This is a genomic window from Flavicella marina, assembly GCF_009193215.1.
GTDB classification, from domain to species: Bacteria; Bacteroidota; Bacteroidia; order Flavobacteriales; family Flavobacteriaceae; genus Flavicella; species Flavicella marina.
On record NZ_VYVA01000004.1, the window covers coordinates 111,202 to 136,627 of the forward strand.

A 25,426-nucleotide genomic window follows, 5' to 3' on the forward strand; every position below is an offset into this window, starting at 1 on the left:
ACCGTTAACAACAAGCGTATATCGATTTTATATTCTACTTTGATAAGTGAATAAATCAAAATATCTTCCTTGTTTAGAGATCAACTCATCGTGTTTTCCACGTTCTACTATATTCCCTTCTTCAACTACCAAGATCTGATCTGCTTGTTGAATTGTGCTGAGTCGATGTGCAATTACAAAAGTCGTTCTATTTTTCATTAATTCTTGTAAACTCTTCTGAATAAAACTTTCACTTTGTGTATCTAAATTCGAAGTTGCCTCATCTAATATTATTATTTTTGGATTTGCCAATATGGCTCGAGCAATAGATATTCTTTGGCGCTGACCTCCAGAAAGTTTTACACCTCTCTCTCCTATTACAGTTTCTAATCCATTTTCAAATCGATCCGTAAATTCATCGACATAAGCAGCCTTAACCGCATGCATTAAATCTTCTTCATTTGCACCAGGATTCGGAAATAATATATTTTCTCGAATCGTTCCTTCATATAAAAAGTCGTCTTGCAAAACAACTGCCAAATGTTGTCGATAACTACTCAAATTCACTTTCGACAAATCATTTCCATCCAACAAAACCTTACCCTGTGTCGGATTTAAAAAAGTAGCTACCAAACCTGCAATTGTAGATTTTCCTGAACCCGAAGACCCAACCAAAGCAGTAACCGATCCTGCTGGAGCATCAAAACTAACACCATGCAGCACCTCTTTATCTTCTTCATAAGCGAAAGAAACCTCTTCAAAATTCACATCCCCAACAATACCATCAATAATTTCCGTTCGCTCTTCTGGATTGTCTTCTTCATCCATTTCCATCAATTCTTGGGTTCTATCTAACCCCGCCATTGCTTCCGTTAATTGACTTCCTATATTACTCATCTGCACAATGGGAGCAATCATAAAACCTAGGAATAAGGTAAATGATATAAACTCACCATAGGTCATGGTATTGTCCATCATAAAGTAACCACCAATCCCCATAATCCCTGCTGATGCCAATCCGAGTAAAAACGTAGAACTACTTGTTATCAATGCTGTAGCTGTTAAACTTTTTTTCACATTTAAAAACAACCGCTCTACACCTAACTCAAAGGTTTTACTCTCTTGTGCTTCAGCATTAAATCCTTTGATTACTCTAATTCCGTTCAAGGTTTCTGTAAGACGCCCTTTTACTTCTGCATTTATTTTTCCTCTATCTTTAAAAATTGGACGTATATATCCGAATGCTTTCAATGCTACAAATGCAAAAATAGAAACCGGTAGTAAGACAAAAAACGTCATTAAAGCATTGATTTTTATCAAAATCACCAACGAAATTATTGCGGTAAAAGTACCACCAACTAATTGAACCAAACCAGTCCCTACTAAGTTTCGAACACCTTCTACATCAGACATTACGCGGCTTACCAAAGCTCCTGACTTATTGTTGTCGAAAAAACGGATAGGTAATCTCAATAGTTTTTTCTGTACCTGTGCCCTCAATAACGAAATAAGATGCTGTGCCTCTACACTCAACAACCGCGTCAATGCAAAAGAACTTAAAGCTTGAATTAAGATTGCAAAACAAACTGCACCAAGCAACCATAATAAATTATGTAGGTCTTTTGAAGGAATAACATCGTCAATCAAAGTTTTACTAGAATAAGGCAACACCATACCTGCCAAACTTCTAAAAATAATTAATATAATTCCGATAAATACTATTTTTTTTCTAGGCCAAATATATTCTCTAAATGCCCAACCGAAGGAAACTTTCTTTTTACTCATAATTTTATTTACACGAAAACCACGCCAAATATATATTTTGACAAATCGTCATATATAGTCACATGTCAACACTTAAAAATAAACTTTTTCTATAACTATTTGGATTTCAACTAAAAAAACAATTATATTTGTGATATCATTTTGATATCATTTTAAATTTAACACTATGAACCAAGAAAAAACTATCAAACCCGTTAACGGATACCTAATGTTGGTAATCGTCCTAGCATTATTTATAGGCGGAATCTATGCACTGTTCAGTACTAACAAAGGCGTATTTGCAGCTTTACCCGTAGTTGCCGTATTTCTATCTTTAGGTTTCATTCTAGTAAACCCGAATGCATCTAAAGTTCTATTGTTATTCGGTAAATACATTGGAACTGTTAAAACCAACGGCTTATTTTGGGCAAATCCATTTTTTAGAAAGAAAAAAATATCGTTACGAGCGAGTAATTTCGATAGTGAACGACTAAAAGTAAACGACAAACTCGGAAATCCTATTATGATAAGTACTATTTTAGTTTGGCGAGTTACAGATACGTACAAAGCTGCGTTTGACGTAGACAATTTCGAAAATTTTGTACGTGTACAAACGGATGCTGCTGTAAGAAAACTAGCAAGTATGTATCCCTATGACAATTTTGCAGACGAAGGTCATGCAGAAGATATTACATTAAGATCTAGTGTCAATGAGGTTAGCGAAGCCTTAGAAAAAGAAATAGAAGAACGCTTGTCAATAGCAGGAATTGAAGTTTTAGAAGCTAGAATTGGATATTTGGCCTATGCTCAAGAAATTGCAAATGCCATGTTGAAAAGACAGCAAGCGACTGCCATTGTTGCGGCAAGACATAAAATTGTTGAAGGAGCAGTTAGTATGGTAGAAATGGCCTTAGAAGAGTTGAATAAAAAAGACATCGTAGAACTTGATGAAGAAAGAAAAGCAGCCATGGTAAGCAATCTGATGGTGATTCTCTGTGGTGACAAAGAAGCATCTCCCGTTTTGAATACCGGAACATTAAATCATTAAGAAATGAAAGAATACAAAGTAATTACATGGAAAATGGGTCTGACCAAAAACAACGAACGTTTAGAGGACACCCTTAACGATTTTGCTAGAGCCGGTTGGGAAGCTAAACATATCTCAGACAACCATGCGAGAATCGTATTTGAAAGAGAAAAAAATCGTTAAAAATGAAAGTTTTTATTGAAGAACAACGCTTTACTCAAAGATGGTTATTGATTGTAATTTTTATTTCAATGATACCCCCAATTGCCATCATCATCAACACTTATGTTAAGAGTAATCAGATGTCAACAACAGAATTCATTTCAGCTTTAACCCTGGTTACACTAAGTTGTTGCGTAATTTTTATCTTTAAGTTGAAAACTAGAATCGATGAGTTTGGAATTCATTATAAGTTTTTTCCTTTCCACATACGCAAAAGAATTATTTCTTGGAACGAAATTACATCTATCGAAGTTCGAAAATACGACGCCGTGTCTAAATATGGAGGTTGGGGATTAAAAGGTGGAGCTTTTTGGAATAAAAACAAAGGTCAGGCGATCAATGTAAAAGGTGATATTGGAATTCAATTACTATTGAAAAAGGGTAAAAAATTATTAATAGGCACTCAAAAAAAAGAAGAAGCCATTCAAGTAATCAAAAACTACCAAAAATAGGTATATGGCAAAAAAGAAAGCATTTGCATTAAGAATAAATGAAGACATGTTGAAAGCCATCGAAAAATGGGCCTCAGACGAATTTCGATCTACCAATGGACAGATTGAATGGATGCTTATGCAAAGCCTCAAAGAAAATAAAAGAACCCCTAAGAAAAAAGACGAGTAGCTACTGCTCGTCTTTTTCTTTTAACAACTCTGGATATGCCGACTTAAAACGATTTAACCTTGGAATTGATACATTCTTAACATATCCATTGTTTGGATGTAATTTCTCATAATTCTGATGGTAATCTTCTGCTTTATAAAATTTTTCAAATGCAACAATCTCAGTAACCATTTTTCCTTTATAAACTGATGTATTCAATATAGAAAACATGTTTTTTGCCTGTTGTTTTTCTTTTGCTGTCTGGTAAAAAATAATACTTCTATACTGCGATCCAAAATCTGGATTTTGCCCATAAGTTGTAGCGTCTTGACTTCCAAAATACACTTCCAATAACTCTTCAAAACTAACCACATCAGGCCTGTAATATACCGCAACTGTTTCTGCATGTCCTGTATTTCCTGTACCTGTAGATCTGTATGTAGGGTTTTTAGTGTGACCACCTGAATAACCAGAAACAGCTTCTTCTACTCCTTTTACACTCTCATAGATAGCTTCAACACACCAAAAACAACCACTTGCAAAATACGCGACTTTTAATTCTCCAGATTTTAGTTGCTTCTTAAACTCTTGTCCAAAAACATTTCCTGAAAGCATCAATAAAAAAATAGCCGTACTTATAATTTGATTCCTTTTCATTTTATTTATCGTATTAAAAATTTATTAATTGGTACGAATAATCTTCGATTCATTACAATAATAATTCTATCTAATGTATCCAAATAATCATCACATCAAAAAACTTTTCTTGAAGTCTCTTTTTTGTTGTTTATCGCCTTTTGAATTCCTACATTTGTTTTTCAATTTTTTGCGCATTTATGGAACAATTTATAGTATCAGCACGTAAGTATCGTCCTCAAGTTTTTGAAGATGTGGTAGGCCAACAAGCCATTACCAATACTTTAGAAAATGCTATTAAAAACAACCATTTAGCTCAAGCATTATTATTTACCGGTCCAAGAGGTGTTGGTAAAACAAGTTGTGCTAGAATTTTAGCAAAAAAAATAAACGATGAAGATGGCAGCCATCAAGACGAAGATTTTGCTTTCAATATTTTCGAATTAGATGCAGCTTCGAACAATTCGGTAGACGACATAAGATCACTAACGGATCAAGTGAGAATACCTCCGCAAACTGGTAAATTTAAAGTCTATATTATCGATGAGGTGCACATGTTATCACAAGCAGCCTTCAATGCTTTTCTTAAAACTTTAGAAGAACCACCTGCACATGCTATTTTTATTTTAGCAACTACCGAAAAACATAAAATAATACCAACCATACTATCTCGTTGTCAAATATTTGATTTCAAACGAATAGGTGTACTTGATGCTAAATTGCATTTAAAAAAAATTGCTGAGCAAGAAAGAATTACAGCTGATGACGATGCCTTACACATTATTGCGCAAAAAGCTGATGGTGCAATGCGTGATGCTTTGTCAATTTTTGACCGAGTAATTAGTTTTTCAGGAAAAAACTTAACACGAGAAGCCGTTACAGAAAATCTAAATGTATTAGATTACGATGTTTATTTTAAAGTAACTGATTTGATGCTTAAAAATAACATCCCTCAATTGTTAATTGAATTTAACAATGTATTGAGTAAAGGTTTTGAAGGTCATCATTTTATCAATGGTTTAGCTTCTCATTTTAGAGATCTTCTTGTTGCCAAAGATGCTGATACTATACCTCTTTTAGAAGTTGGAGATGCTGCTAAAAAACAATATCTTACACAGTCTAGTGCCGCGCCAATGCCTTTTTTAATGCAGGCTATTGAAAAGGCAAATGAATGCGACTTGAAGTATAAAACAAGTAAAAATCAACGATTGTTGGTTGAGCTTACCCTTATGCAAATCGCATCTATCACCTTCGAGGCAGAAAAAAAAAAAGCAGTAACTACATAATTCCAGCTTCATTTTTCAAGTCTCAACTGGTAGAAGAAAAAATTCAATCTATCAAAAAAGAGCTTCCGAAAGAAACTCATACAACACCATCAACGCCAAAACCAATCGTTCATTCAACCCCAAAACCTGCACCCAAAGTGCGAACTGGTCGGAGAAGAACCTCTGCCCTATCGTTAAAAAGTTTAAGCGAAAAGGTAGAAGCTGTTGAAATAACACCTGAGGATGAAATCGACAGAGACACCTTGCCTAAAACCCCATTTTCTGATGCAACACTTCAGAACTTATGGACGCAATATGCGCAAGAACTCATCAAACGTGGAGATAAAAGTTTGGCATCTATAGTTTTGGCCTCTAAACCCATCGTCAAAGGCTTTCACCTGCATCTCACTTTGCCCAACCAATTAATGGCGGATCAACTAGAAAAATTGAGACCTAGGTTGTTGAGGTACCTAAGAGAGTCTTTAAATAATTTTAGCGTTGATCTTACCGTAAAAGTTGAGATTACTCAAACTAAAAAATTCGTTTACACTCCTCAAGAAAAATACGCGAAACTCAAAGAACTCAATCCTGCTATTGAAATGTTAAGAAATCGCTTCAATTTAGACGTATAGCATCTTTATCAAATATTTATACACCTTGTACCGCTAACAATTTAAACTTTGTATTCGCGTAGAAACACAGCAATTCGAGTTGGTTTTTCTCTTTTTGATTGTGTAGCTTGCAAAAAAAATCAATAAACATTGATGGAATGGGAAAACAACATGAATCAATCACCAACGAATTTCAAGATTTTATCAATTCACAAAAAATATTTTTTGTTGGAACAGCAGCAAATAAAGGTCGAGTAAATATTTCACCGAAAGGAATGGATTCTTTTAGAATTGTCAATGAAAATAAAATTCTTTGGTTAAATCTTACGGGTAGCGGTAATGAAACTGCCGCTCACTTACTGCAAAATAACAGAATGACGATTATGTTTTGTGCTTTTGAAGGAAAACCTCTTATTTTACGTTTGTACGGAACCGCCAAAATATACCATGAAAGAGATGAAAAATTTCATGAATATCTACCAAGCTTTCCTAATTTTGCAGGTGCACGACAAATTATCGAAATGGAGATTGACTTGGTACAAGCTTCTTGTGGCATGGCAGTACCGTTTTTAGATTTCAAAGAAGAGCGCACGCATCTTGAAGACTGGGCTAAAAAACAAGGAAAAGAAAAATTAAAAGACTATCAATCAGAGAAAAACTCGAAGAGCATCGATGGTTTTGAAACTGAAATCAATACAAATAATTAAATATGTTAGGTTTAAAATTACCAACTGACCCTCGATGGGTGAACATTGCTGAAAAAAATATTGACGAAATATTAATCGATCATGCACATTGTGAGCAAAAAGCTGCTTCTACGGCAATTTCTTTGCTTGTAAGTTTTCCTGAATACACCGATTTAGTTCAAGAAATGATTGCATTGGTAAAAGAAGAAATGAGTCACTACAAATTGGTTTTAGACAGATTGATTGCTCGCGGTAAAACGATGGGTAGAGACCGAAAAGATTTGTACGTTTTAGAATTATTAAAGTTTTTCCCTAAAGGAGGTAGTAGAACTGATCAATTGGTACATCGCTTGCTATATGCTGCTTTGATAGAAGCCAGAAGTTGCGAACGTTTTCGTTTATTGTCTGAGAATTTAGAAGACAAAGATTTGGCAAAATTCTATAGAGATTTAATGGCATCTGAAGCCAATCACTACACCTTATTTTTACAATTCGCGAGACAATATGGAAACCGTGAAGAAGTAGACAAAAAATGGGATGACTTACTGGTATATGAAGCAAATATCATGAAAGATTTAGGTACCAAAGAATCGATTCACGGTTAAGAATATCATTCATGAATCAACAAGAACTCAAAGATTTTTTAGATGCCAAGGTTATAGCATACAACACATTGGAGTTTATTGACTCCGATCCTGTTCAAATTCCTCATTTATACGAACAGAAAGAAGATATTGAAATTGCAGGTTTTCTAGCTGCAACCATCGCTTGGGGCAAACGAGAAATGATCATTAAAAACAGTCATAAAATGATGTCCTTTTTAGGGAATTCTCCTTATGATTTTGTCATGAATCATACTGCAGAGCATCTTGAAGCTTTTGAACATTTTGTCCATAGAACCTTCAACTTAGATGATTTTAAATACTTTATCACGGCACTGAAAAACATCTACACACATCACCAAGGCATCGAACAGGTCTTTGAAAAATACCAAACCGAAAACTCGTTGCAACCTGCTATTCATGAATTCAAAAAATTGTTTTTTGAACTTCCTCACCAATCAAGAAGTACCAAACATGTTTCTGATCCTTTAAAAGGTTCTGCTGCGAAACGTATCAATATGTATCTTCGATGGATGGTAAGAAAGGACAACCTTGGAGTAGATTTCGGTATTTGGAAAAACATCAATCCTTCAAAACTGTCTTGCCCTTTAGATGTACATTCTGGGAACGTTGCAAGAAAGCTCGGACTCTTAAAAAGAAAACAAAACGATGGTAAAGCATTATTAGAATTAGATACTGCTTTACGAAAAATGGACCCACTAGACCCTGTAAAATATGACTTTGCTCTTTTTGGCCTAGGCGTATTTGAAAAATTTTAATTTATTTTCTTTAAAGTTTCTCTGGTTATTCGTTCGCTGTAAGAATTTATTTTCCAATGTCCAGGACTCCATCCTTTTAAAAAACGATGAAAATCTGTCCATGCAACAGGGTACAACTCACGCCAATTTTTCTCCAAAGCTTCAAAGTCTATTCCACTATTTCCTACAGCACTTTTCAATGCTTTGAAATATAGCTCAAGAATATATTCTTCATTGTTTTCACAGTCTTCTTCATAAAAACAACTTCCTACAAAATAAGCCAAATCCTTTACACCTACACCGCCTCCAACATATTGAAAATCTACAGCTGCGACATTTCCTGCTTTTGAAAAACAAAAATTAGCCAGTTTTGCATCACCATGAACTAAGGTTTGAAACGGACTTTCGTTTAAAATTTGATCTATTTTTTTACTTGCTTTTTTCAAATCAAGATCTTCTAAGACTTCTAATTCTTCTGATCTTGTTTCTAAATGCCAATACGTACCTACTTTCCACAATCCTACTGGAGCAATATGTAAGTGAGTGGCATGAAATTTTGCCAACCATTCTATGCAATGTTTAAGCTCTAAATCAGAAATTTGATTTCTGCGGATGGGATAACCAGCTTGATCAAGATCTTCTAACAAAATACAAACTTCATCTCCGATCTTTTTCACTCCAAAACATTTTGGTATTCTCGTAGTCTTCAGTTTTTCTGCATAATGTTCGTACCAATAAGATTCAACCTGATAGGATTTAATTTTTCTTTCATGCGATATATTGGTATTCCATCCTCGAGGATGTTTTTCTACTTCAGGTAATTTTATGTGTTTTACAATAATTGTTTTATGTATTGAACCTTCAAGGCCATACCTTACAATACTTCCATAACCACTCCAAAGTGACTGAATCATTTCAATTTCAAAAGTCGAATCTGAACCTGTTTGAACACAAATAAAATCTTTAAATACCTCTCGCATTTCTTAGTTAATTATTACTCCACAAATATAGAGATTCATAAGAAAGGTAACCGTATTGTTTTTTTAGTTATTTTTATTTTTCTAGACCAAAAATCACACAATGAAATATCATTTTAGAACAAGTAAAGAAAATAAAATACATTATCGCTTGTTGTTTTATGCTTTGTTAATTGGGATATTGGTTGGTCTCGTAAGTTCTATCTTTCGTATAGTCTTGTCTTTGGTTGAAGAACTTAGAAAAGATATCTTTTCCAATGTTACAAATGAAACACTGATTGCGTATGTATGGCCATTTTTGTTTGTATTGATAACCGTTAGCATTTCTGTATTCTTAGTTCGAAAATATGCCCCTGAAACTGCCGGAAGTGGTATTCAGGAAATTGAAGGAGCCCTAGATGGTGTTCGTCCAATGAGATGGCAAAAAGTGATTCCTATTAAATTTATTGCCTCTATTTTTTCTTTAGGAAGTGGAATGTTATTAGGACGAGAAGGTCCCACAATTCAACTCGGCGCAAGTATTGGTAAAATGATCAAAGACACCTTAGCCCCTGAGTCCATAAAAGACAATCCGTTAATTTCTTCAGGAGCCGCTGCTGGACTAGCAAGTGCTTTCAATGCACCTTTTGCGGGTATTATTTTTGTGATTGAAGAAATGCACGAACATTTTAAATGGAATTTTTTCTCTGTTGCCGCAATTATGATTGGAGCCGGTTCTTCTGATATGGTTGTGCGTACGTTAATTGAAACCAAACCAAGTATAGAAATGAGCATTTTCTCTTCCCCTGAACCGGGAAGTCTTTGGTTGTATATTTTACTAGGAGTTCTATTAAGTATTTTAGGATATACTTTCAATCTATTGCTTTTAAAATCTTTAGATAATTTTCAATTTTTAAACAAAAAACCAATCATCTTAACTGGTTTCATTGTTGCTATAACGATCACTAGTATCGGGATTTATTATCCTGAAATGATTGGAGGAGGCTACCACACAGTGACAAAAGTTTTAGATCATTCTTTTTCATTGAGTTTTTTATTAATTCTCTTAGCTGCTAGAATGCTACTAACACTTTTCAGTTATGGAACCGGAGTTGCAGGTGGTATTTTTGTACCTCTACTTACATTAGGAGTTATAGTAGGCATGTTTTACGGAAGCGTGATGCAAGATCTATTTCCAGAACATATTTCTCATTCAGGAGTTTTTGCCGTAGCAGGTATGGCAGGTATATTTGCTGCAACCGTAAGAGCACCACTTACTGGTTTGGTATTGGCTGTAGAAATGACTTCGAATTATGAACTGATTCTTCCTCTAATTTTAACAACCGTGTCAGCATCTGTAATTACCACTCTTATGGGTAACAAGCCTATTTATGCCACTTTATTGACAAGAACATTAAATGCTTCAAAATCTTAATTTCTTCGTCTTATGAATTCAAACAGTCCCAAATTATTGAAAATAGAAAGCTACATAGTACCCACGCTTCTTAAGAAAACGAGATTACAAGATTTAGCTGCGGATATGTTTACCATGCTCCCCACAAAAAGTGGAGTAAAAAAAGCGCTCAAAAACAAACTGGTTAAAATTGACAACCAAATAGTCAACAGTAGTACTTTTCTATATGGAGGCGAAACCATTGACTTGTATCAAAATCAAAAAAACAACCAAAAACCTACGATACAAATAGCTCTAAAAATAATATACGAAGACGAGCACTTAGCGCTTATCAATAAGCCAGCTGGTATTACGGTAAGTGGAACAAAAAAGTACACTTTAGAAAATGCATTGTCTGGAAATCTCGCAAAAAGTAAGGAGCCTGATGCATTGATTCGGCCAGAACCCATTCATAGATTAGACCATCCTACCAGTGGAATTTTGTTAATCGGAAAAACATCAAAAAGTGTGGTAGCATTGAATAAATTATTTGAAAATAGAACCATCCGAAAAACATATTATGCTATAACTATTGGAAAAATGCAACCATTTGGATCTATAGAAACCGCTATTGAAACTAAAAATGCACGTACTTCTTACGAAGTTATTTATAGTGAAAAATCAGATCGTTTTGATTTTCTAAACCTTGTAAAACTAAGTCCACATTCGGGTAGAAAACATCAATTGAGAATACATCTTTCAGAACAAGAAACCCCCATTTTAGGCGATAAAACTTACGGTTCTGAAGGAAAAATACTGAACGGAAACGGATTGTATTTACATGCCTATTCTTTAGAGTTTACACACCCAATAACAGGAGATACAATCAACTACAAAGCAAAACCACCAAAGAAATTTACACGATTATTCCCAGAAATAACCTATTAACATGCAATATACCGAAGCATTTTTCGAAAAATTATTTGAGACAACGAGAAACAAAAAAGGATTGCTGAATTTTATAAAAAGTCATCCTGAGGCGTTTATACCCCTTTTCAAATTATCGTTAAAAAACAATACTACCGCTTGGAGAGCTTCTTGGTTAATAGGGCATACCATGAATATAAATGATGGGAGGATTGTAGCCGATGTTGATAAAATGATTTCAATACTTCCGCTATTGAAAGAAGGGCATCAGCGACAAACCATCATTATTTTGCTCAACATGTTTTTGAACGATGAGCAAGAAGGAAAATTATTCGATACCTGTTTGAATATTTGGGAAAACATAAAATTGATACCTTCTACTAGAATTACAGCAATGAAATTTATTCTAAGTGTTGTAGAAAAATTTCCAGAGCTAAAAAGTGAAATAAAATTATGGACACAAGATATGTACCTAGAGAGTTTATCACCAGGTATCAAAAACAGTTTAACCAAACAAATCAAAAGAATTTTATAAACCGAATCTGTTGTTTTACCCTCAATTATTTCATACTTTTATTTTATAAATTTCATACTTCTCTCCTATGCAAAAACGGTATATTCTCGAAAAATTTATCTTTATATTATGTATCACGATTTCTTTTTCTACAAACGCGCAAACGTCTGTAAACTTAAAAGATATTATCTACAAAGCAGAGAACAAACTTCGAGGAAAGAGTTCTGTGGCTGAAATGAAAATCACCACAATCCGCCCCAAGTATACCCGTGAAATGGAAATGAAATCATGGACTCAAGGAGAAGATTTAAGTTTGATGTATATCACAAAACCTGTACGAGATAAGGGAACAACCTACCTCAAACGCTATAAAGAAATTTGGTACTACCTCCCGTCTATCGAGAGAAACATAAAAATGCCACCTTCTATGATGAATCAAAGTTGGATGGGTACCGATTTAAGTAATGACGATTTGGTAAAAAAAACATCGCTTTCGAAAGATTTTGAACATACCTTGCTAGGTGAAGAAACTATCGACGGGCATACTTGCTATCATATCAAATTAATTCCTCATGAAAATGCCGATGTTATCTGGGGAAAAATTGAATTATGGATAGAAAACAATCACTACAATGTGATGAAACAACAATCATTTGATGAAGATATGGAACTTGTAAATACCATGACAGCATCAAACATTCAAGAAATGAGTGGAGAAACTATTCCTTTGAAAATGGAGTTTTTCCCAGCAGATAAGCCACAGCAAAAAACTTTAATGGAATATATTTCTATAGAATTCAACGTAAAGATTCCGACTCATTATTTTACCACACAGTACATGACCAAAATCAAAGCCTAATATGAAAAAACTGTTTTTAATATTAGCTTGGAGAAATATTTGGCGAAATAAAAAAAGAGCCTTCATTACAATTTCTTCTATCGCTGCATCTCTTTTCTTTGTACTCTTTCTAAGGCAAATGCAATTTTGGGTGTACGATTTCAACATCAAAAACAGCGTAGCTGCAACTGTTGGATACATACAAATTACAGACAGTAGTTATGTAGATGAAAAAATTATCGACAACACTTTAAGTTCCAATCAAGTTGATGTAGAAGCTTTGACAAAAATTGAAGGTGTTAAGGGAGTCTATCCAAGATTTCTATCAGGAGCTTTGGTATCAACAGGTATCAAATCTAAATATGCAGGGATCAGCGGAATTTCGCCAGAAACAGACAACAAACTATTAAAGCTAGATATCAAACTAAGAAAAGGAACCCTTATCAATGCAGATGACAGAGCCATCATGATTACCGAAAACATGGCAGACTACTATCAAGTATCTGTTGGAGATTCACTCATTTTAATGGGACAGGGTTATCATGGCTTTACAGCAGCAGGAATTTATCCTATCAAGGCCATTTTGAATTTCCCTGTTGGTGAATTATCTAGTATGGTATTTATGCCTATAAAAGAAGCACAATTTATGCATGTCGCTGATAACAGGTTTACGCATGTTTTGATAGATATTGAAAGTAACAATCAACTAGAAGAAATATATTCAGAAGTCAAAAAAGTGAGCAATGATTCACAAATATCAGTAAGAACTTGGGAAGAAGTAGTTCCTGGTTTGAAACAAGGAATTGACATGGACGCAAATTCGGGATTGATCATATCTGGAATTTTATACATGATAGTAGGTTTTGGTATTTTTGGAACCATTGTAATGTTACACAACGAACGAAAATTTGAGTTTGGTGTATTGAATGCCATCGGCACCAATCGATTCGATCTCTTGTTCATCACCTTAACAGAACTAACCATTTTAACTTTAATCGGAATTGTAATTGGTAATTTATCTTCGTTACCGCTGCTCTACTACTTCAATCAAAATCCAATAAAAATTGGAGGTGATGCAGCACAAGCTGTAATCGATCAAGGATTTGAACCTTATATGGGTACCGGCTTATTTCTCGATGTGTTTACTGCAAACTCTCTAGCTATTTTAGCAATTGCTACTTTTGTTTCTTTATATATTGTGATAAAGATCATCCGTATCAATGCACTTAAATCCATGAAAAAATAACCTATGAAAACTACGATAAAAATAGCTTGGAGAAACTGTTGGAGAAACTCATTGCGTTCTTCCATCGTAATTGCTTCAATAGCTCTTGGAATTTGGAGTTCTATTTTTCTAATGGGATTTTCAACCGGACTGGTCGAGCAGCGTATCGAAAAAATGGTAAACCTAGAAATAGGTGATATTCAAATTCACTCAACTACTTATGATGTTCAAAGCGACATTTTAAGTACAGTACAGGACTTAGAAACTACCGAAAACCTTTTGAGCTATAACCCAAATGTTGCCAGCTACTCATCAAGATTTAAGACTGATGCTTTTGCGCTTTCTCCACACGGACAACAGGGTGTTAAATTACTCGGAGTAAATCCTGCAGATGAGATGAAAGTACTCAACTTGGCAGAGCACTTAGAAGAAGGAACTTTTTTAGACTCTAAAAATACATACCCTATTTTAGTCGGTAAAAAACTAGCGAAAGAATTGCATTTAAAACTCAATTCGAAAATTCAATTAAATTTCACTGATACTAATGCCAATCAAATCACAAAAAACTTTAAGGTTTGTGGTATTTTTTATGTCGGGAATGATGCCTTTGATGGTTTTACCGTTTTTGCTCCAATCAAAACCATCGAAAGATTAACAGGTGAACATTTGATTCATGAGATTATTGTCAAAACAAAAAACACAGATAACCTTGCTTCTATCGCAACAGAACTTCAGAGTAACAATCCGAATAACTTAATTGAAAACTGGCAAAAAAGATACCCTGAAATTGCCTATGGAGTAGACATGATGGATACTACCATGTACATATTAATGTCGATAATTATTGCCGCACTATTATTTGGAATTGTCAACACCTTAGTAATGTCAATTCTAGAAAGAAAAAAGGAGTTGGGAATTTTAATGGCAATTGGTATTTCTACTTGGAAATTAAGAATGATGATTGTTTTTGAATCGTTGGTTTATGGTTTGGTTGGTGGGCCATTGGGTGTATTCTTAGGATATGTAACGATACAATACTTTGGAGAAAAAGGTTTAGATTTATCTGGTTTTGGTGAAGGCATGGAAGCATTCGGGTACGACCCAATAATCTATGTTCAAATAGACCCAAAATATTATTTGATCTATACATCATATATTTTACTTGCCACTTTTATAGGTGGTTTTTACCCTAGTAGAATGGCGACAAAATTGAATCCAATTGAAGCCATTCGTTCTATCTAAATCGAAGTTTATGAAAAAAGTAATTGAAACTAAAAAAGTAAATAAAATATTTGGCGATGGCGAAATTGCTGTACATGCTTTAAACGATGTATCTATAGAAATATCTGAAGGTGAATTTACTGCATTGGTAGGACCTTCAGGATCTGGAAAGACTACACTACTAAATATGATTGGTGGTCTCGACAACCCTAATAGTGGTAATGTAATATTGAATGCCCAAGACATAGGAATGCTAAAAAAGAATGAAATGACAGAGTTTCGTCAAAAAAACATTGGTTTTGTATTTCAAGCATATAATTTAATCCCTGTGCTATCAGCCTATGAAAATGCCGAATTCATTATGCTTCTTCAAGGCATCTCATCTCAAGAAAGAAAAGAGAGAGTCTATAAGTTATTAGAAGAAGTTGGTCTAAAAGGCAAGGAAAACAACAAACCTGGTGAATTATCGGGCGGACAGCAACAGCGTGTTGCCGTAGTACGTGCATTGGCTGCCAAACCAGCCTATATTCTGGCGGATGAGCCAACAGCAAACCTTGATAGTACCGCTACCAATGATTTGCTAGATTTAATGTATCGACTCAATCAAGAAGAAAATATGACTTTTGTATTTGCCACACATGACCAAAGGGTAATTGACAGGGCAAAAAGAGTAATTTATTTAGACGATGGAAAAGTAGTCAAAGATGAATTACGTTAAAACCTACATATTCATTCTTTCGTTAGCACTTTCCTGTACTTTAACTGCGCAAGAAAAAACTATATTTCAAGAAAATTTTTCATTTCGTGGATATTTAAAATACATGCAAACATTGGCTTTTGCAGGGAATACTGATTTAGCCGTAGACAACTTGTTTCACAACCGATTGAACTTCGCATATGAAAATCAAAAGGGTCATAAATTTGTTGCAGAATTTAGAAATCGAATTTTTTATGGTACCTCTGTAAACAGCATTCCAAATTATGGAAATTTGATTAATGAATACAATGGTGTTTTGCCTTTTGAGTTTTTATTCGTTAGTAATAGTAATGTAGTAATGAGCACGATTATAGATCGGGCCTACTATCAATACACAAGCGAAAAAACACAATTTCGTGTTGGTCGACAACGCATCAATTGGGGAATCAATACCACATGGAATCCGAATGACTTATTTAACAGTTATAATATTTATGATTTTGATTATGAAGAACGAGAAGGTGCAGACGCCGTTCGTTTTTCTTACTTCCCCACTTATATGTCAAGTTTTGATATTGCCTATAAGTTTACCGGTGATTGGAAAACAGATATTTTTTCTGCAATGTATAAATTCAATAATTGGAATTATGATTTTCAATTTTTAGCAGGAAAATTTCAAGAAAAAATTTCTTTGGGTACAGGTTGGGCCGGAAGCATCAAATCAATTGGTTTTAAGGGTGAATTGACTTTTTTCCAACCCTATGATTTTGTATCAAAAATGAACACCTCTTTCTCGACAAGTTTAGATTACTCTTTAAGAAACGGAACGTATTTAATGGCAAGTTATTTATACAACTCATCGGGTACAAATATGTTGAGTGACATTACCAATCCGATTTTTGAAGTACCAAATGCAGAATCTTTAATGCCTGCTAGTCACAATATCATGGGGACAACTTCTTATATGTTTAGTCCCATTTTTTCTGGTTCATTAATGACTGTATATAGTTTTGGAATCAATAGTTTATCACTTGCACCCGCGGCTACCTTTAGCGTGATGAATAATCTAGATTTAGATATTATAGGTCAGTTTTTCTGGCAAGAATTTACAGATAGTCCATTCCAAAATATTGGGAATGGTGTTTATTGGCGTTTTAAATGGAGTTTCTAATGATGAAAAAAATTAAAATTCCTTCGGCTCCAACTTTTCTGATGATCATCTGCGGTCTCGTGACTATTTTGACATGGATCATTCCAGCAGGAGCTTACGATACTTTAGTCTATAATAACTCAGAAAATTGCTTTGAACACACCTCTCTGCAATACACAAAAACGTTGCCAGCAAAGCAATCCACTCTTGACTCATTAGAGATTACAATTCCATTGAAGAATTTCACTTCTGGAGCCATTTGGAAACCAATTACGATACCAAAATCTTATCAAATAATAGAAGCAAATCCACAAGGTTTTATTGCCTTTATTCAAGCCCCTATAAGAGGGATTATCGCTGCTTCTGACATAATTTTTCTTGTGATCATATTGGGTGGACTCATCGGAATTATGAACTACACCGGTGCATTTGATGCTGGAATTTCTTGGTTAGGAAAAGTATTGATCGGTAAAGAATACTTACTTATTGTTTTCACGACTGTTGCTATTGCTATTGGAGGAACAACATTTGGTTTGGCAGAAGAAACGATTGCCTTCTACCCTATTTTAATTCCAATATTTTTGGCGGCACGTTATGATGCTATGGTAGCTTTGGCTTCTGTTTATGTAGGTTCGTCAATAGGAACCATGTTCTCAACTACCAACCCGTTCAGTACGATTATTGCCTCAGATGCTGCCGGAATCAATTGGACTAGCGGTATAGAGCTGAGAGTTTTGTTCTTACTATTGGCAACTAGTATTTGTATAATTTATATCCTTAGGTATGGTAAAAAAGTTCAGAAGAACCCTAAAAATTCTTTTATATACGAACAAAAAAACGCCATTGAATCTCAATTCATGGATATAAAAAAAATTGATTTAAACTGGAGATTTAGAATAATTCTACTCGTATTTGTAAATGCATTTATTGTAATGATTTATGGAGTTTCACAACTAGATTGGTGGTTTTTAGAAATGACAACCGTATTCTTTATAGCTGCAATTATCATTGGGCTTCTTGCTAAAACCAATGAAAAAACATTTGTAGCAACATTTATCAAAGGGGCTAGTGAGCTACTTGGTGTTGCAATCATTATTGGTATTGCTCGTGGAATCTCGATTATCATGGATGATGGAATGATTAGTAATTCTGTTTTACATTTTACAAGTGAATTAACAACAGGTATGAACAAAGGAGTTTTTGCAAACTTATTAGTAATTATTTACGGAGGCTTATCTTTCTTTATTCCTTCCTCTTCAGGAATGGCTGTATTGACCATGCCTATTATGGCTCCATTAGCAGATACTGTTGGTATCGGTAGAGAAATTGTTGTAAACTGTTATATCTATGGTATGGGTCTTTTTGCATTCATCAATCCTACAGGGCTCATATTAGCGACATTAGCAATTGTGAATGTAGGCTACGACAAGTGGTTAAAGTTTATCATGCCATTAGTTGTAATTCTTTTGATTTTTGTAATTTTCATAACAACAATATCCGTAAACATTTCATAAGAATGCACAACTTGTTGTTCTAGAAAACTGTAAGTTTGTCTTTCAATATAAAACTATTTTCTATGAGCGTACTGGCCGAATTAGAAGCACGAAGTAATTCTAGTTGTGAATTATGTGGTGCCCAAAAATCTTTACATCCCTATCAAATAAAACCAATGCAAACAGGTGGTATCGACGAACATTTATTGGCATGTACAACTTGCATAGATCAAATAGAGAATCCTGAAAAAACTGATGCCAATCACTGGCGTTGTTTAAACGATAGTATGTGGAGTGAATTTGACAGCGTTAAAATTATTGCTTGGCGTATGTTGAACAGACTTAAAAATGAAGGTTGGCCACAAGATTTATTAGATATGTTGTATTTAGAAGACGACGTACTAAAATATGCAGCAGCAACAGGGGAAGGTCTTAGTGAAGATGAAAAAATTATACATAAAGATTGTAATGGTGCACTATTAAGTAATGGAGACACCATTACCCTAACCCAAGACTTAGATGTAAAAGGCGGTGGAAACTTTACTGCTAAAAGAGGAACGGCTGTTCGCAATATTTCTTTAACTCATGACAATGCTGAACACATAGAAGGAAGAATTAATGGGGTACATATTGTTATTTTAACAAAATTCGTGAAAAAATCTTTTCCTAAAGAATAGCACATAGCTTGAACATAAAAAAGGCGATTTCAAATCTTTGAAATCGCCTTTTTTATTAGAACAATTATTTTCGACCATTATTCCAAACAGATATCAACACATATAGTAATATAATTATAGGAATTGCCAAAACTTTCAATCCAATTAGCAGTCCTAGTGATATTGCAAGAAAAATGAATTTATAGTTATTTTCTTTCCACCCAAAATTTTTAAATTTTAATGCAAACAATGGAATCTCAGCGTTCAACAAATACGAAAACAATACCGTTATAAATAGTAAGACATATACATTTTCTAACAATTGCTGAACCAAAGCTAAATCACTATAAGTCAATACCCAGGGTAAAGAGACAATAAATAAGGTATTGGCTGGTGTTGGCAAACCAATAAATGATGTTGATTGGCGTGTATCGATATTAAATTTTGCCAAACGATACGCCGATGCCAATGTCAGAATCAAACCTAGAAAAGGTAAAAACTCAATAGTTCCTTTTGCAAATAAATTTTCTATAGAAGTATTTGTTGTTGCTCTTAACAACAATTGAAACATAACGATGCCTGGAACGAGTCCGGAGGTAATCATATCTGCCAACGAATCCAATTGTTTTCCTAATTCCCCTTGAACATGTAACAATCGTGCTGCTAATCCATCAAAAAAATCAAACCCAATTCCTAATACCGCAAACAAACCCGCTATTTCTAAGTGCCCGAATACTGCATAAAAAACTGCTATGATACCCGAAAATAAATTAAGCAGAGTAATTGCATTCGGAATATGTTTCTTAATTGTCATGCTATTAATTTTCTGTAAAAATAGAAAAACCAATCCTATTACCTTCTGATTCATTTCAATCTTTTAAATTAAAAATACTACGAACAAATATTTTGTACGATTCCCTTTATATTTGCGACAACTAAACATATATGGCAATAATAAATTCTGATTTCAATACATTTTTTCCGTTTTCCAACAAACATTTCAGTACCATTTACCGAACGGTATTCACAAATCCGAAAGTAAAATTCGAACGAAAAAGAATGGAAACTTCAGACGGAGACTTCTTAGACTTAGATTGTAGTTTTGTGAATTCTAAAAACGCTGTAATCATTATTCATGGCCTTGAGGGTAGTTCAAACTCTAAATACGTTCTCAGCAATACAGTTTTTTTAAACAAAAACAATTTTGATGTAATCGTAATCAATTTGAGAGGTTGCAGTGGCAGTACCAACAAAAAATTTAAATCATACCACAGCGGAGAAACTGGTGATTTACATGAGGTGATTCGTTTTATTGAAAAAAATCACGCTTACAATAATATAGCATTACTTGGTTTTAGCTTAGGAGGAAACGTTGTGTTGAAATATGCAGGAGAACAACAAGGTGCTATAAATACTCTAGTAAACAAAGTAATTGCTATTTCACCCCCTTGTGATTTAAAAGGAGCTTCAGAAGTATTAGCAAAAAAAAGCAACTTAATTTATATGAAACGCTTTTTAAAAACGTTACTAGAGAAAGCGAATAAAAAAGCACTCCTATATCAAGAAATAAATATAGACATCGAAAACATCAATAAATCTAAAAATTTTGCTGATTTCGATTCTTTATTTACTGCCCCTTCATTTGGATTTAAAGATGCTGAAGACTATTGGGCGAAGGCAAGTTCAAAACCATTTTTATCAAAAATAAAAGTGTCGACATTCTTGTTAACCTCTATAGACGACCCGTTTTTATCACAAACTTGTATACCAATAACAGAAGCTAAGAACCACAATTATTTACAATTAGAAATTACAACAAAAGGTGGTCATTTAGGGTTTGTGCCTTGGTTCGGTTCAAAAAACAAAAATTGGTTAGAAAAAAAGATTGTAAAATATTTAAAGGAGTAAAAAACTCGTAATAAATACGATATATTTGCATTTCGCATCCATTTCAATCGGAATGCCCAAACAAAGAATAACACATTTGAAAAGAGTAAGTTTTGTCATTTTAATGTTCACCTTCCAAATTTTATTGGGACAAGTAACGCGAAAATACTCCAATGAATTTTTAAACATTGGTGTGGATGCTGCTGCCTTAGGAATGAGCAAATCCGTGACAGCTTCTTCGAATGATGTAAATTCTATTTATTGGAACCCGGCTGGACTCACAAACGTAACAGTGAATCAAGGAGCGTTAATGCATACTTCACACTTTGCAGGTATTGCTAATTACGATTATGCTGCCGTTGCTATCGCTCCAAAAGAACAAGATGGACTCGTTTTGGGTTTTTCATTTATCCGATTTGGTGTTGATGATATTTTAAATACCACAAAATTAATCGACAATCAAGGCAATATAGATTACAACCGAGTGAGTTTATTCTCAGCAGCAGATTATGCTTTAAGTTTTGCAATAGGTAAAAAAATCAATTCTGTAAAAGGGTTGAGTGTAGGTGCAAATGCAAAGGTAATTCGAAGAACTATTGGTGAATTTGCTTCTTCATGGGGGTTTGGTATCGATGCAGGAGTACAATATTCGCTTCAAAAATGGCAATTTGGGTTGATGGTACGAGATGTTACTACTACTGTAAATAGTTGGACGATAGATCCAGATGGCTATGAAGACATTAAAAACGCCATTCCTGGTGAAAATGATGAGCTACCAGAAACCACCGAATTAACAATACCGAAAGTTCATTTGGGAATCGCAAGAACCTTTGATTTTAAAAACAAAGATTTTCAATTGCTTTCAGAATTGAATTTCCATACTCGCTTTGCACAAACAAATGATTTAATTTCTACAGAATCCATTAGTGTAGATCCTTCTATTGGATTTCAGCTAGATTACAAAAAAATAGTTTTTCTACGTGCGGGGGCAGGTAATTTTCAAAAAGTAGACGAATTTGATGGTTCAGACTCATTAAGTCTACAACCGAATATTGGGTTAGGTTTTAGCTATCATGGAATTCAAATTGATTATGCACTTTCTAATATCGCAAGTACTGGAAATGCTCTCTACTCAAACACTTTTTCTTTAAAAGTAGACTTTGATTTTATGAAGCCTAGAAAATAATCTTTTCAAGAATTTTTTATGAAAAAAATAATCTTAGCGATTTTAACCGGTGGTTTATTAGCGATTTCTTGGCCTACTTATGGATTCCCTTTGCTCCTATTTATCGCATTTGTACCTTTATTGTTAGCTGAAAAAAAACTGAGAATTTCAAATACGAAAAAGAAAAGCCTAAAGTTACTTGGACTGTCTTACTTATCGTTTGTAATTTTCAATTTAGCCACAACTTGGTGGTTGTATTATGCAACTCCATTCGGAATGTATTTTGCGGTTTTGGCAAATGCGTTACTGATGAGTATTGTATTTCTGTTGTATCATTTACTCGCAAAAAAAATCTCCCAAAAATTAAGTCTGTGGATGCTTGTTTGTCTTTGGATCGGGTTCGAAAAATTTCATTTGAATTGGGAGTTTTCATGGCCGTGGCTCAATCTTGGTAATGGATTTTCTGAATATTACACCTGGGTTCAATGGTATGAATATACAGGAACATTCGGAGGTACTTTATGGGTTTGGATTGTAAATATTTTAATCTTTAATGCCATCATAGCGTTTCAAAAACATAGAATTCAAAAAACACTAATAAAATCGTTATTGCTTCCTATAGCTATTATTGTAATTGGAATCTTTTCATCTCTTTACATATACTACAATACGACTATCCCTGAAACTAAAACTGATGTAATTGTATTACAACCCAATATAGACCCTTATAAAGAAAAATACCAAATGTCAAATCATGGTATGGCGAAAAAACTAATAGGGTTAGCTCAAACTAAATTAGACAGTGCTGTTTCATTTGTAATCGCACCAGAAACAACACTACCTAGACCCGTAGACTTGAAACAATTTACGACTACCAAAGCATATTATGAGCTCAACAGTTTTATTTTAAAGAACCGTAATATTTCGCTCTTATCAGGCATTACTTTTTTCAAAAGTTATCCAGCTAGCAAACCTATCAATGCAACAGGGAATTACTTTAGAAACAGCAAAAATTGGTACAATAGCTACAACTCTTCTTTCTTTTTAAGGTTTCAGAAAAAAATGGAAACTTATCATAAATCGAAACTTGTAGTTGGTGTAGAACATTTTCCTTACAGAAACATTATCTCACCTTTGGTCAATGGTTACATGATTGATTTAGGAGGCTCAGTATCTACGTTAAGTACACAAAACGAACGTACTGTTTTTTCTGACAAAAAAAACACCGTAGCGCCCATTATTTGTTATGAATCGGTGTATGGTGAATACGTTACTGACTATGTAAAAAAAGGTGCTAATTTTTTAGCCATCATTACCAATGATGGATGGTGGAGCAATAGTCAAGGACACAAACAACACTTCAGTCTTGCTAGACTAAGAGCTATTGAAAACAGAAGAAGCATTGCCCGTTCTGCAAACACAGGTATATCGGCCTTGATAAACCTGAGAGGAGACATTGAGCAGTCTCTAGGCTATGAAAAAACAGGAGCTATTCGAGGGAAAATAGCAATCAACAAGCAAATTACGTACTACACACAACACGGTGACTATATTTTTAGAGTTGCTATGTTGGTATTAGTTATAGTACTACTAACATCGTTTACCAAAAGAAAACAAGCTTTCTAAAAAAAATCCGATTCAAATTGAATCGGATTTTTTTATATTTATTTATGCCTTCCTTTTAACTCAGCTTCTATATCTTTTAACTTGAATCCTTTTGCTTGTAACAACATTAAATAATGGAACAACAAATCCGCAGATTCATATAAAAATAAGTCATCATTAGTATCCATAGCTTCGATTACAGTTTCTACAGCTTCTTCTCCTACTTTCTGAGCCACTTTATTAATTCCTTTTGAGAATAAACTTGCAACATAAGATTTTTTAGTATCCTTGTTGGCAACTCTTTCTGAAATAACATCTTCTAAAGTAGAGAAAAATCCATAGGTAGAAACATTCTCTTCTTTCCAACAAGTATCTGTACCTGTATGACAAGTTGGACCAACAGGATTTACTTTAACCAATAAAGAATCATCATCACAGTCATTGGCAATACTCACCAATTCTAAAAAATTTCCGCTCTCTTCCCCTTTTGTCCACAATCTATTCTTACTTCTGCTAAAAAAAGTAACCTTTCCTGTTTCCATTGTTTTATCGAAGGCATCTTGATTCATATACCCTAACATCAACACATTTTTTGTCGTTGCATCTTGAACAATTGCAGGTACCAATCCGTTGTCTTTAGAAAAATCTATTTTCATTATTGTTTCATTTTATTTTGTCCCTTGAGCCTGTTGAAGGGTACATTATTATGTTGACTTCGACAGGCTCAGTCAACTAACTTATTTTTTATAATCTTACAGCAATTCCTTGCTTTTTCAGTTCCTTTTTTAGGTCTTGAATATCAATTTCTTTAAAGTGAAAAACACTTGCCGCTAAAGCCGCATCAGATTTACCTTTTATAAAAGTATCTGCAAAATGCTGCATGTTACCTGCACCACCCGAAGCAATGATAGGTATATTCAACATTTCAGATAGTATCTCTAAAGCTTCGTTAGCAAAACCATCCTTGGTACCATCATGATCCATAGATGTAAACAAAATCTCTCCTGCTCCTCTTTCTTCAACCTCTTGAGCCCACTCAAATAAATTGATGTCTGTAGGTACTTTACCTCCTACTAAATGTACAAACCACTCTCCATCTATTTGTTTTGCATCAATAGCCACTGTGATACATTGAGAACCAAATTTTGCAGAAGCATCATTTATCAATTGCGGATTTTTAACTGCCGAAGAGTTGATAGAAACCTTATCGGCTCCAGCATGTAATAAATTATCAATATCCTCTACAGAAGAAATTCCACCCCCAACTGTAAATGGAATATCCACTGCTGCTGCTACTCGCATCACTAAATCCAAAAGCGTTCTTCTTTTTTCTTCAGTTGCAGAAATATCTAAAAAAACCAATTCGTCAGCACCTGTATCAGCATATATTTTGGCCAATTCTACGGGATCACCAGCATCTCTTAGGTCTACAAAGTTTACACCTTTTACAGTTCTACCATTTTTGATATCTAAACAGGGAACTATTCTTTTTGTTAACATGCTATTAGTATTAAGTTCTAAGTAGTAAGTTTCGTACGATGAATGTACT

26 protein-coding genes and 1 pseudogene are annotated in these 25,426 nt (G+C 34.2%); 21 read left to right on the forward strand and 6 right to left on the reverse strand.

What is annotated here, in order from left to right:
- Positions 1–27: 27 nt before the first annotated feature.
- Positions 28–1,764, reverse strand: a complete 1,737-nt coding sequence (locus F6P99_RS09540; protein ID WP_152287253.1) for an ABC transporter ATP-binding protein — start codon at positions 1,762–1,764, stop codon at positions 28–30.
- A 166-nt stretch (positions 1,765–1,930) separates the two neighbouring features.
- Here F6P99_RS09540 and F6P99_RS09545 point away from each other — a divergent pair, with 166 nt between their 5' ends.
- Genes F6P99_RS09545 through F6P99_RS09555 form a run of 4 tightly spaced genes read left to right on the forward strand, consistent with a single transcriptional unit; the run spans position 1,931 to position 3,613 of the window.
- Entirely contained in the window at positions 1,931–2,791 is an 861-nt protein-coding gene (locus F6P99_RS09545) for an SPFH domain-containing protein (RefSeq protein ID WP_152287254.1), read from the forward strand.
- Between the two features lie 3 nt (positions 2,792–2,794).
- Positions 2,795–2,953 (forward strand): DUF4177 domain-containing protein, encoded by a 159-nt coding sequence (locus F6P99_RS13420; protein ID WP_193316051.1) that lies wholly within the window; start codon positions 2,795–2,797, stop codon positions 2,951–2,953.
- A 2-nt stretch (positions 2,954–2,955) separates the two neighbouring features.
- On the forward strand, positions 2,956–3,444 hold the full coding sequence (locus F6P99_RS13425; protein ID WP_193316052.1) for a hypothetical protein: 489 nt from the start codon (positions 2,956–2,958) through the stop codon (positions 3,442–3,444).
- 4 nt (positions 3,445–3,448) lie between these two features.
- Positions 3,449–3,613, forward strand: coding sequence for an Arc family DNA-binding protein (locus F6P99_RS09555; protein ID WP_152287255.1), 165 nt, complete (start codon positions 3,449–3,451; stop codon positions 3,611–3,613).
- Here the strand turns inward: F6P99_RS09555 and msrA are convergent, their stop codons facing one another.
- A complete protein-coding gene (gene msrA, locus F6P99_RS09560) occupies positions 3,614–4,249 on the reverse strand; it encodes a peptide-methionine (S)-S-oxide reductase MsrA (RefSeq protein WP_152287256.1) in 636 nt (211 codons plus the stop codon). It abuts the gene before it with no gap.
- A 179-nt stretch (positions 4,250–4,428) separates the two neighbouring features.
- On the opposite strand from msrA, the pseudogene dnaX reads away from it, so the two are divergent.
- From dnaX to F6P99_RS09580, 4 genes and pseudogenes are all read left to right on the forward strand, one after another.
- Positions 4,429–6,125 (forward strand): annotated as a pseudogene (dnaX, locus tag F6P99_RS09565) (DNA polymerase III subunit gamma/tau).
- Between the two features lie 137 nt (positions 6,126–6,262).
- Positions 6,263–6,811: a pyridoxamine 5'-phosphate oxidase family protein gene (locus F6P99_RS09570; protein WP_152287257.1), complete on the forward strand. Its 549-nt coding sequence runs from the start codon at positions 6,263–6,265 to the stop codon at positions 6,809–6,811.
- Positions 6,812–6,813: 2 nt separating this feature from the next.
- Entirely contained in the window at positions 6,814–7,395 is a 582-nt protein-coding gene (gene miaE / locus F6P99_RS09575) for a tRNA-(ms[2]io[6]A)-hydroxylase (RefSeq protein ID WP_152287258.1), read from the forward strand.
- A gap of 11 nt (positions 7,396–7,406) precedes the next feature.
- Complete coding sequence (locus F6P99_RS09580; protein ID WP_152287259.1) at positions 7,407–8,171, forward strand: TIGR02757 family protein; 765 nt, start codon at positions 7,407–7,409, stop codon at positions 8,169–8,171.
- Here the strand turns inward: F6P99_RS09580 and F6P99_RS09585 are convergent.
- On the reverse strand, positions 8,168–9,130 hold the full coding sequence (locus F6P99_RS09585; protein WP_152287260.1) for an oxidoreductase family protein: 963 nt from the start codon (positions 9,128–9,130) through the stop codon (positions 8,168–8,170). The genes F6P99_RS09580 and F6P99_RS09585 overlap by 4 nt on opposite strands.
- Before the next feature lie 100 nt (positions 9,131–9,230).
- On the opposite strand from F6P99_RS09585, the gene clcA reads away from it, so the two are divergent.
- The 10 genes from clcA (at position 9,231) to F6P99_RS09635 (ending at position 19,241) form a co-directional block, all read left to right on the forward strand.
- Complete coding sequence (gene clcA, locus F6P99_RS09590) at positions 9,231–10,541, forward strand: H(+)/Cl(-) exchange transporter ClcA (RefSeq protein WP_152287261.1); 1,311 nt, start codon at positions 9,231–9,233, stop codon at positions 10,539–10,541.
- 12 nt (positions 10,542–10,553) lie between these two features.
- On the forward strand, positions 10,554–11,447 hold the full coding sequence (locus tag F6P99_RS09595; RefSeq protein WP_152287262.1) for an RluA family pseudouridine synthase: 894 nt from the start codon (positions 10,554–10,556) through the stop codon (positions 11,445–11,447).
- 1 nt (position 11,448) lies between these two features.
- A complete protein-coding gene (locus F6P99_RS09600) occupies positions 11,449–11,961 on the forward strand; it encodes a hypothetical protein (RefSeq protein WP_152287263.1) in 513 nt (170 codons plus the stop codon).
- Positions 11,962–12,028: 67 nt separating this feature from the next.
- Positions 12,029–12,799 (forward strand): outer membrane lipoprotein-sorting protein, encoded by a 771-nt coding sequence (locus tag F6P99_RS09605; protein ID WP_152287264.1) that lies wholly within the window; start codon positions 12,029–12,031, stop codon positions 12,797–12,799.
- 1 nt (position 12,800) lies between these two features.
- Positions 12,801–14,024, forward strand: a complete 1,224-nt coding sequence (locus tag F6P99_RS09610) for an ABC transporter permease (RefSeq protein ID WP_152287265.1) — start codon at positions 12,801–12,803, stop codon at positions 14,022–14,024.
- A 3-nt stretch (positions 14,025–14,027) separates the two neighbouring features.
- A complete protein-coding gene (locus tag F6P99_RS09615) occupies positions 14,028–15,245 on the forward strand; it encodes an ABC transporter permease (protein ID WP_152287266.1) in 1,218 nt (405 codons plus the stop codon).
- Positions 15,246–15,255: 10 nt separating this feature from the next.
- Positions 15,256–15,942, forward strand: coding sequence for an ABC transporter ATP-binding protein (locus F6P99_RS09620; RefSeq protein WP_152287267.1), 687 nt, complete (start codon positions 15,256–15,258; stop codon positions 15,940–15,942).
- Positions 15,929–17,092: a hypothetical protein gene (locus F6P99_RS09625; protein ID WP_152287268.1), complete on the forward strand. Its 1,164-nt coding sequence runs from the start codon at positions 15,929–15,931 to the stop codon at positions 17,090–17,092. The genes F6P99_RS09620 and F6P99_RS09625 overlap by 14 nt, the downstream gene beginning before the upstream one ends.
- Positions 17,092–18,585 (forward strand): YfcC family protein, encoded by a 1,494-nt coding sequence (locus tag F6P99_RS09630; RefSeq protein WP_317162580.1) that lies wholly within the window; start codon positions 17,092–17,094, stop codon positions 18,583–18,585. Before F6P99_RS09625 ends, F6P99_RS09630 begins: the two co-directional genes overlap by 1 nt.
- Before the next feature lie 62 nt (positions 18,586–18,647).
- The gene (locus tag F6P99_RS09635; RefSeq protein ID WP_152287269.1) at positions 18,648–19,241 is read left to right on the forward strand and encodes a PhnA domain-containing protein; all 594 of its coding nucleotides are present in this window, start codon (positions 18,648–18,650) and stop codon (positions 19,239–19,241) included.
- Positions 19,242–19,305: 64 nt separating this feature from the next.
- On the opposite strand, the gene F6P99_RS09640 is transcribed toward F6P99_RS09635, so the two are convergent.
- Positions 19,306–20,028 carry a CDP-alcohol phosphatidyltransferase family protein gene (locus F6P99_RS09640; protein ID WP_152287485.1) on the reverse strand — a complete coding sequence of 241 codons (723 nt, stop codon included), beginning with the start codon at positions 20,026–20,028 and terminating at the stop codon, positions 19,306–19,308.
- Positions 20,029–20,165: 137 nt separating this feature from the next.
- Between F6P99_RS09640 and F6P99_RS09645 the strand changes: the two genes are divergently transcribed.
- The 3 genes from F6P99_RS09645 to lnt all read left to right on the forward strand — a co-directional run bounded on the left by F6P99_RS09645 (position 20,166) and on the right by lnt (position 23,898).
- Positions 20,166–21,128 (forward strand): YheT family hydrolase, encoded by a 963-nt coding sequence (locus F6P99_RS09645; protein WP_152287270.1) that lies wholly within the window; start codon positions 20,166–20,168, stop codon positions 21,126–21,128.
- 76 nt (positions 21,129–21,204) lie between these two features.
- Entirely contained in the window at positions 21,205–22,293 is a 1,089-nt protein-coding gene (locus tag F6P99_RS09650; RefSeq protein ID WP_317162581.1) for a putative type IX sorting system protein PorV2, read from the forward strand.
- 18 nt (positions 22,294–22,311) lie between these two features.
- Positions 22,312–23,898, forward strand: coding sequence for an apolipoprotein N-acyltransferase (lnt, locus tag F6P99_RS09655; protein ID WP_152287271.1), 1,587 nt, complete (start codon positions 22,312–22,314; stop codon positions 23,896–23,898).
- Positions 23,899–23,936: 38 nt separating this feature from the next.
- On the opposite strand, the gene hisIE is transcribed toward lnt, so the two are convergent.
- Positions 23,937–24,533, reverse strand: coding sequence for a bifunctional phosphoribosyl-AMP cyclohydrolase/phosphoribosyl-ATP diphosphatase HisIE (hisIE, locus tag F6P99_RS09660; RefSeq protein WP_152287272.1), 597 nt, complete (start codon positions 24,531–24,533; stop codon positions 23,937–23,939).
- 88 nt (positions 24,534–24,621) lie between these two features.
- Positions 24,622–25,377, reverse strand: coding sequence for an imidazole glycerol phosphate synthase subunit HisF (hisF, locus tag F6P99_RS09665; RefSeq protein WP_152287273.1), 756 nt, complete (start codon positions 25,375–25,377; stop codon positions 24,622–24,624).
- Positions 25,378–25,426 lie beyond the last annotated feature (49 nt).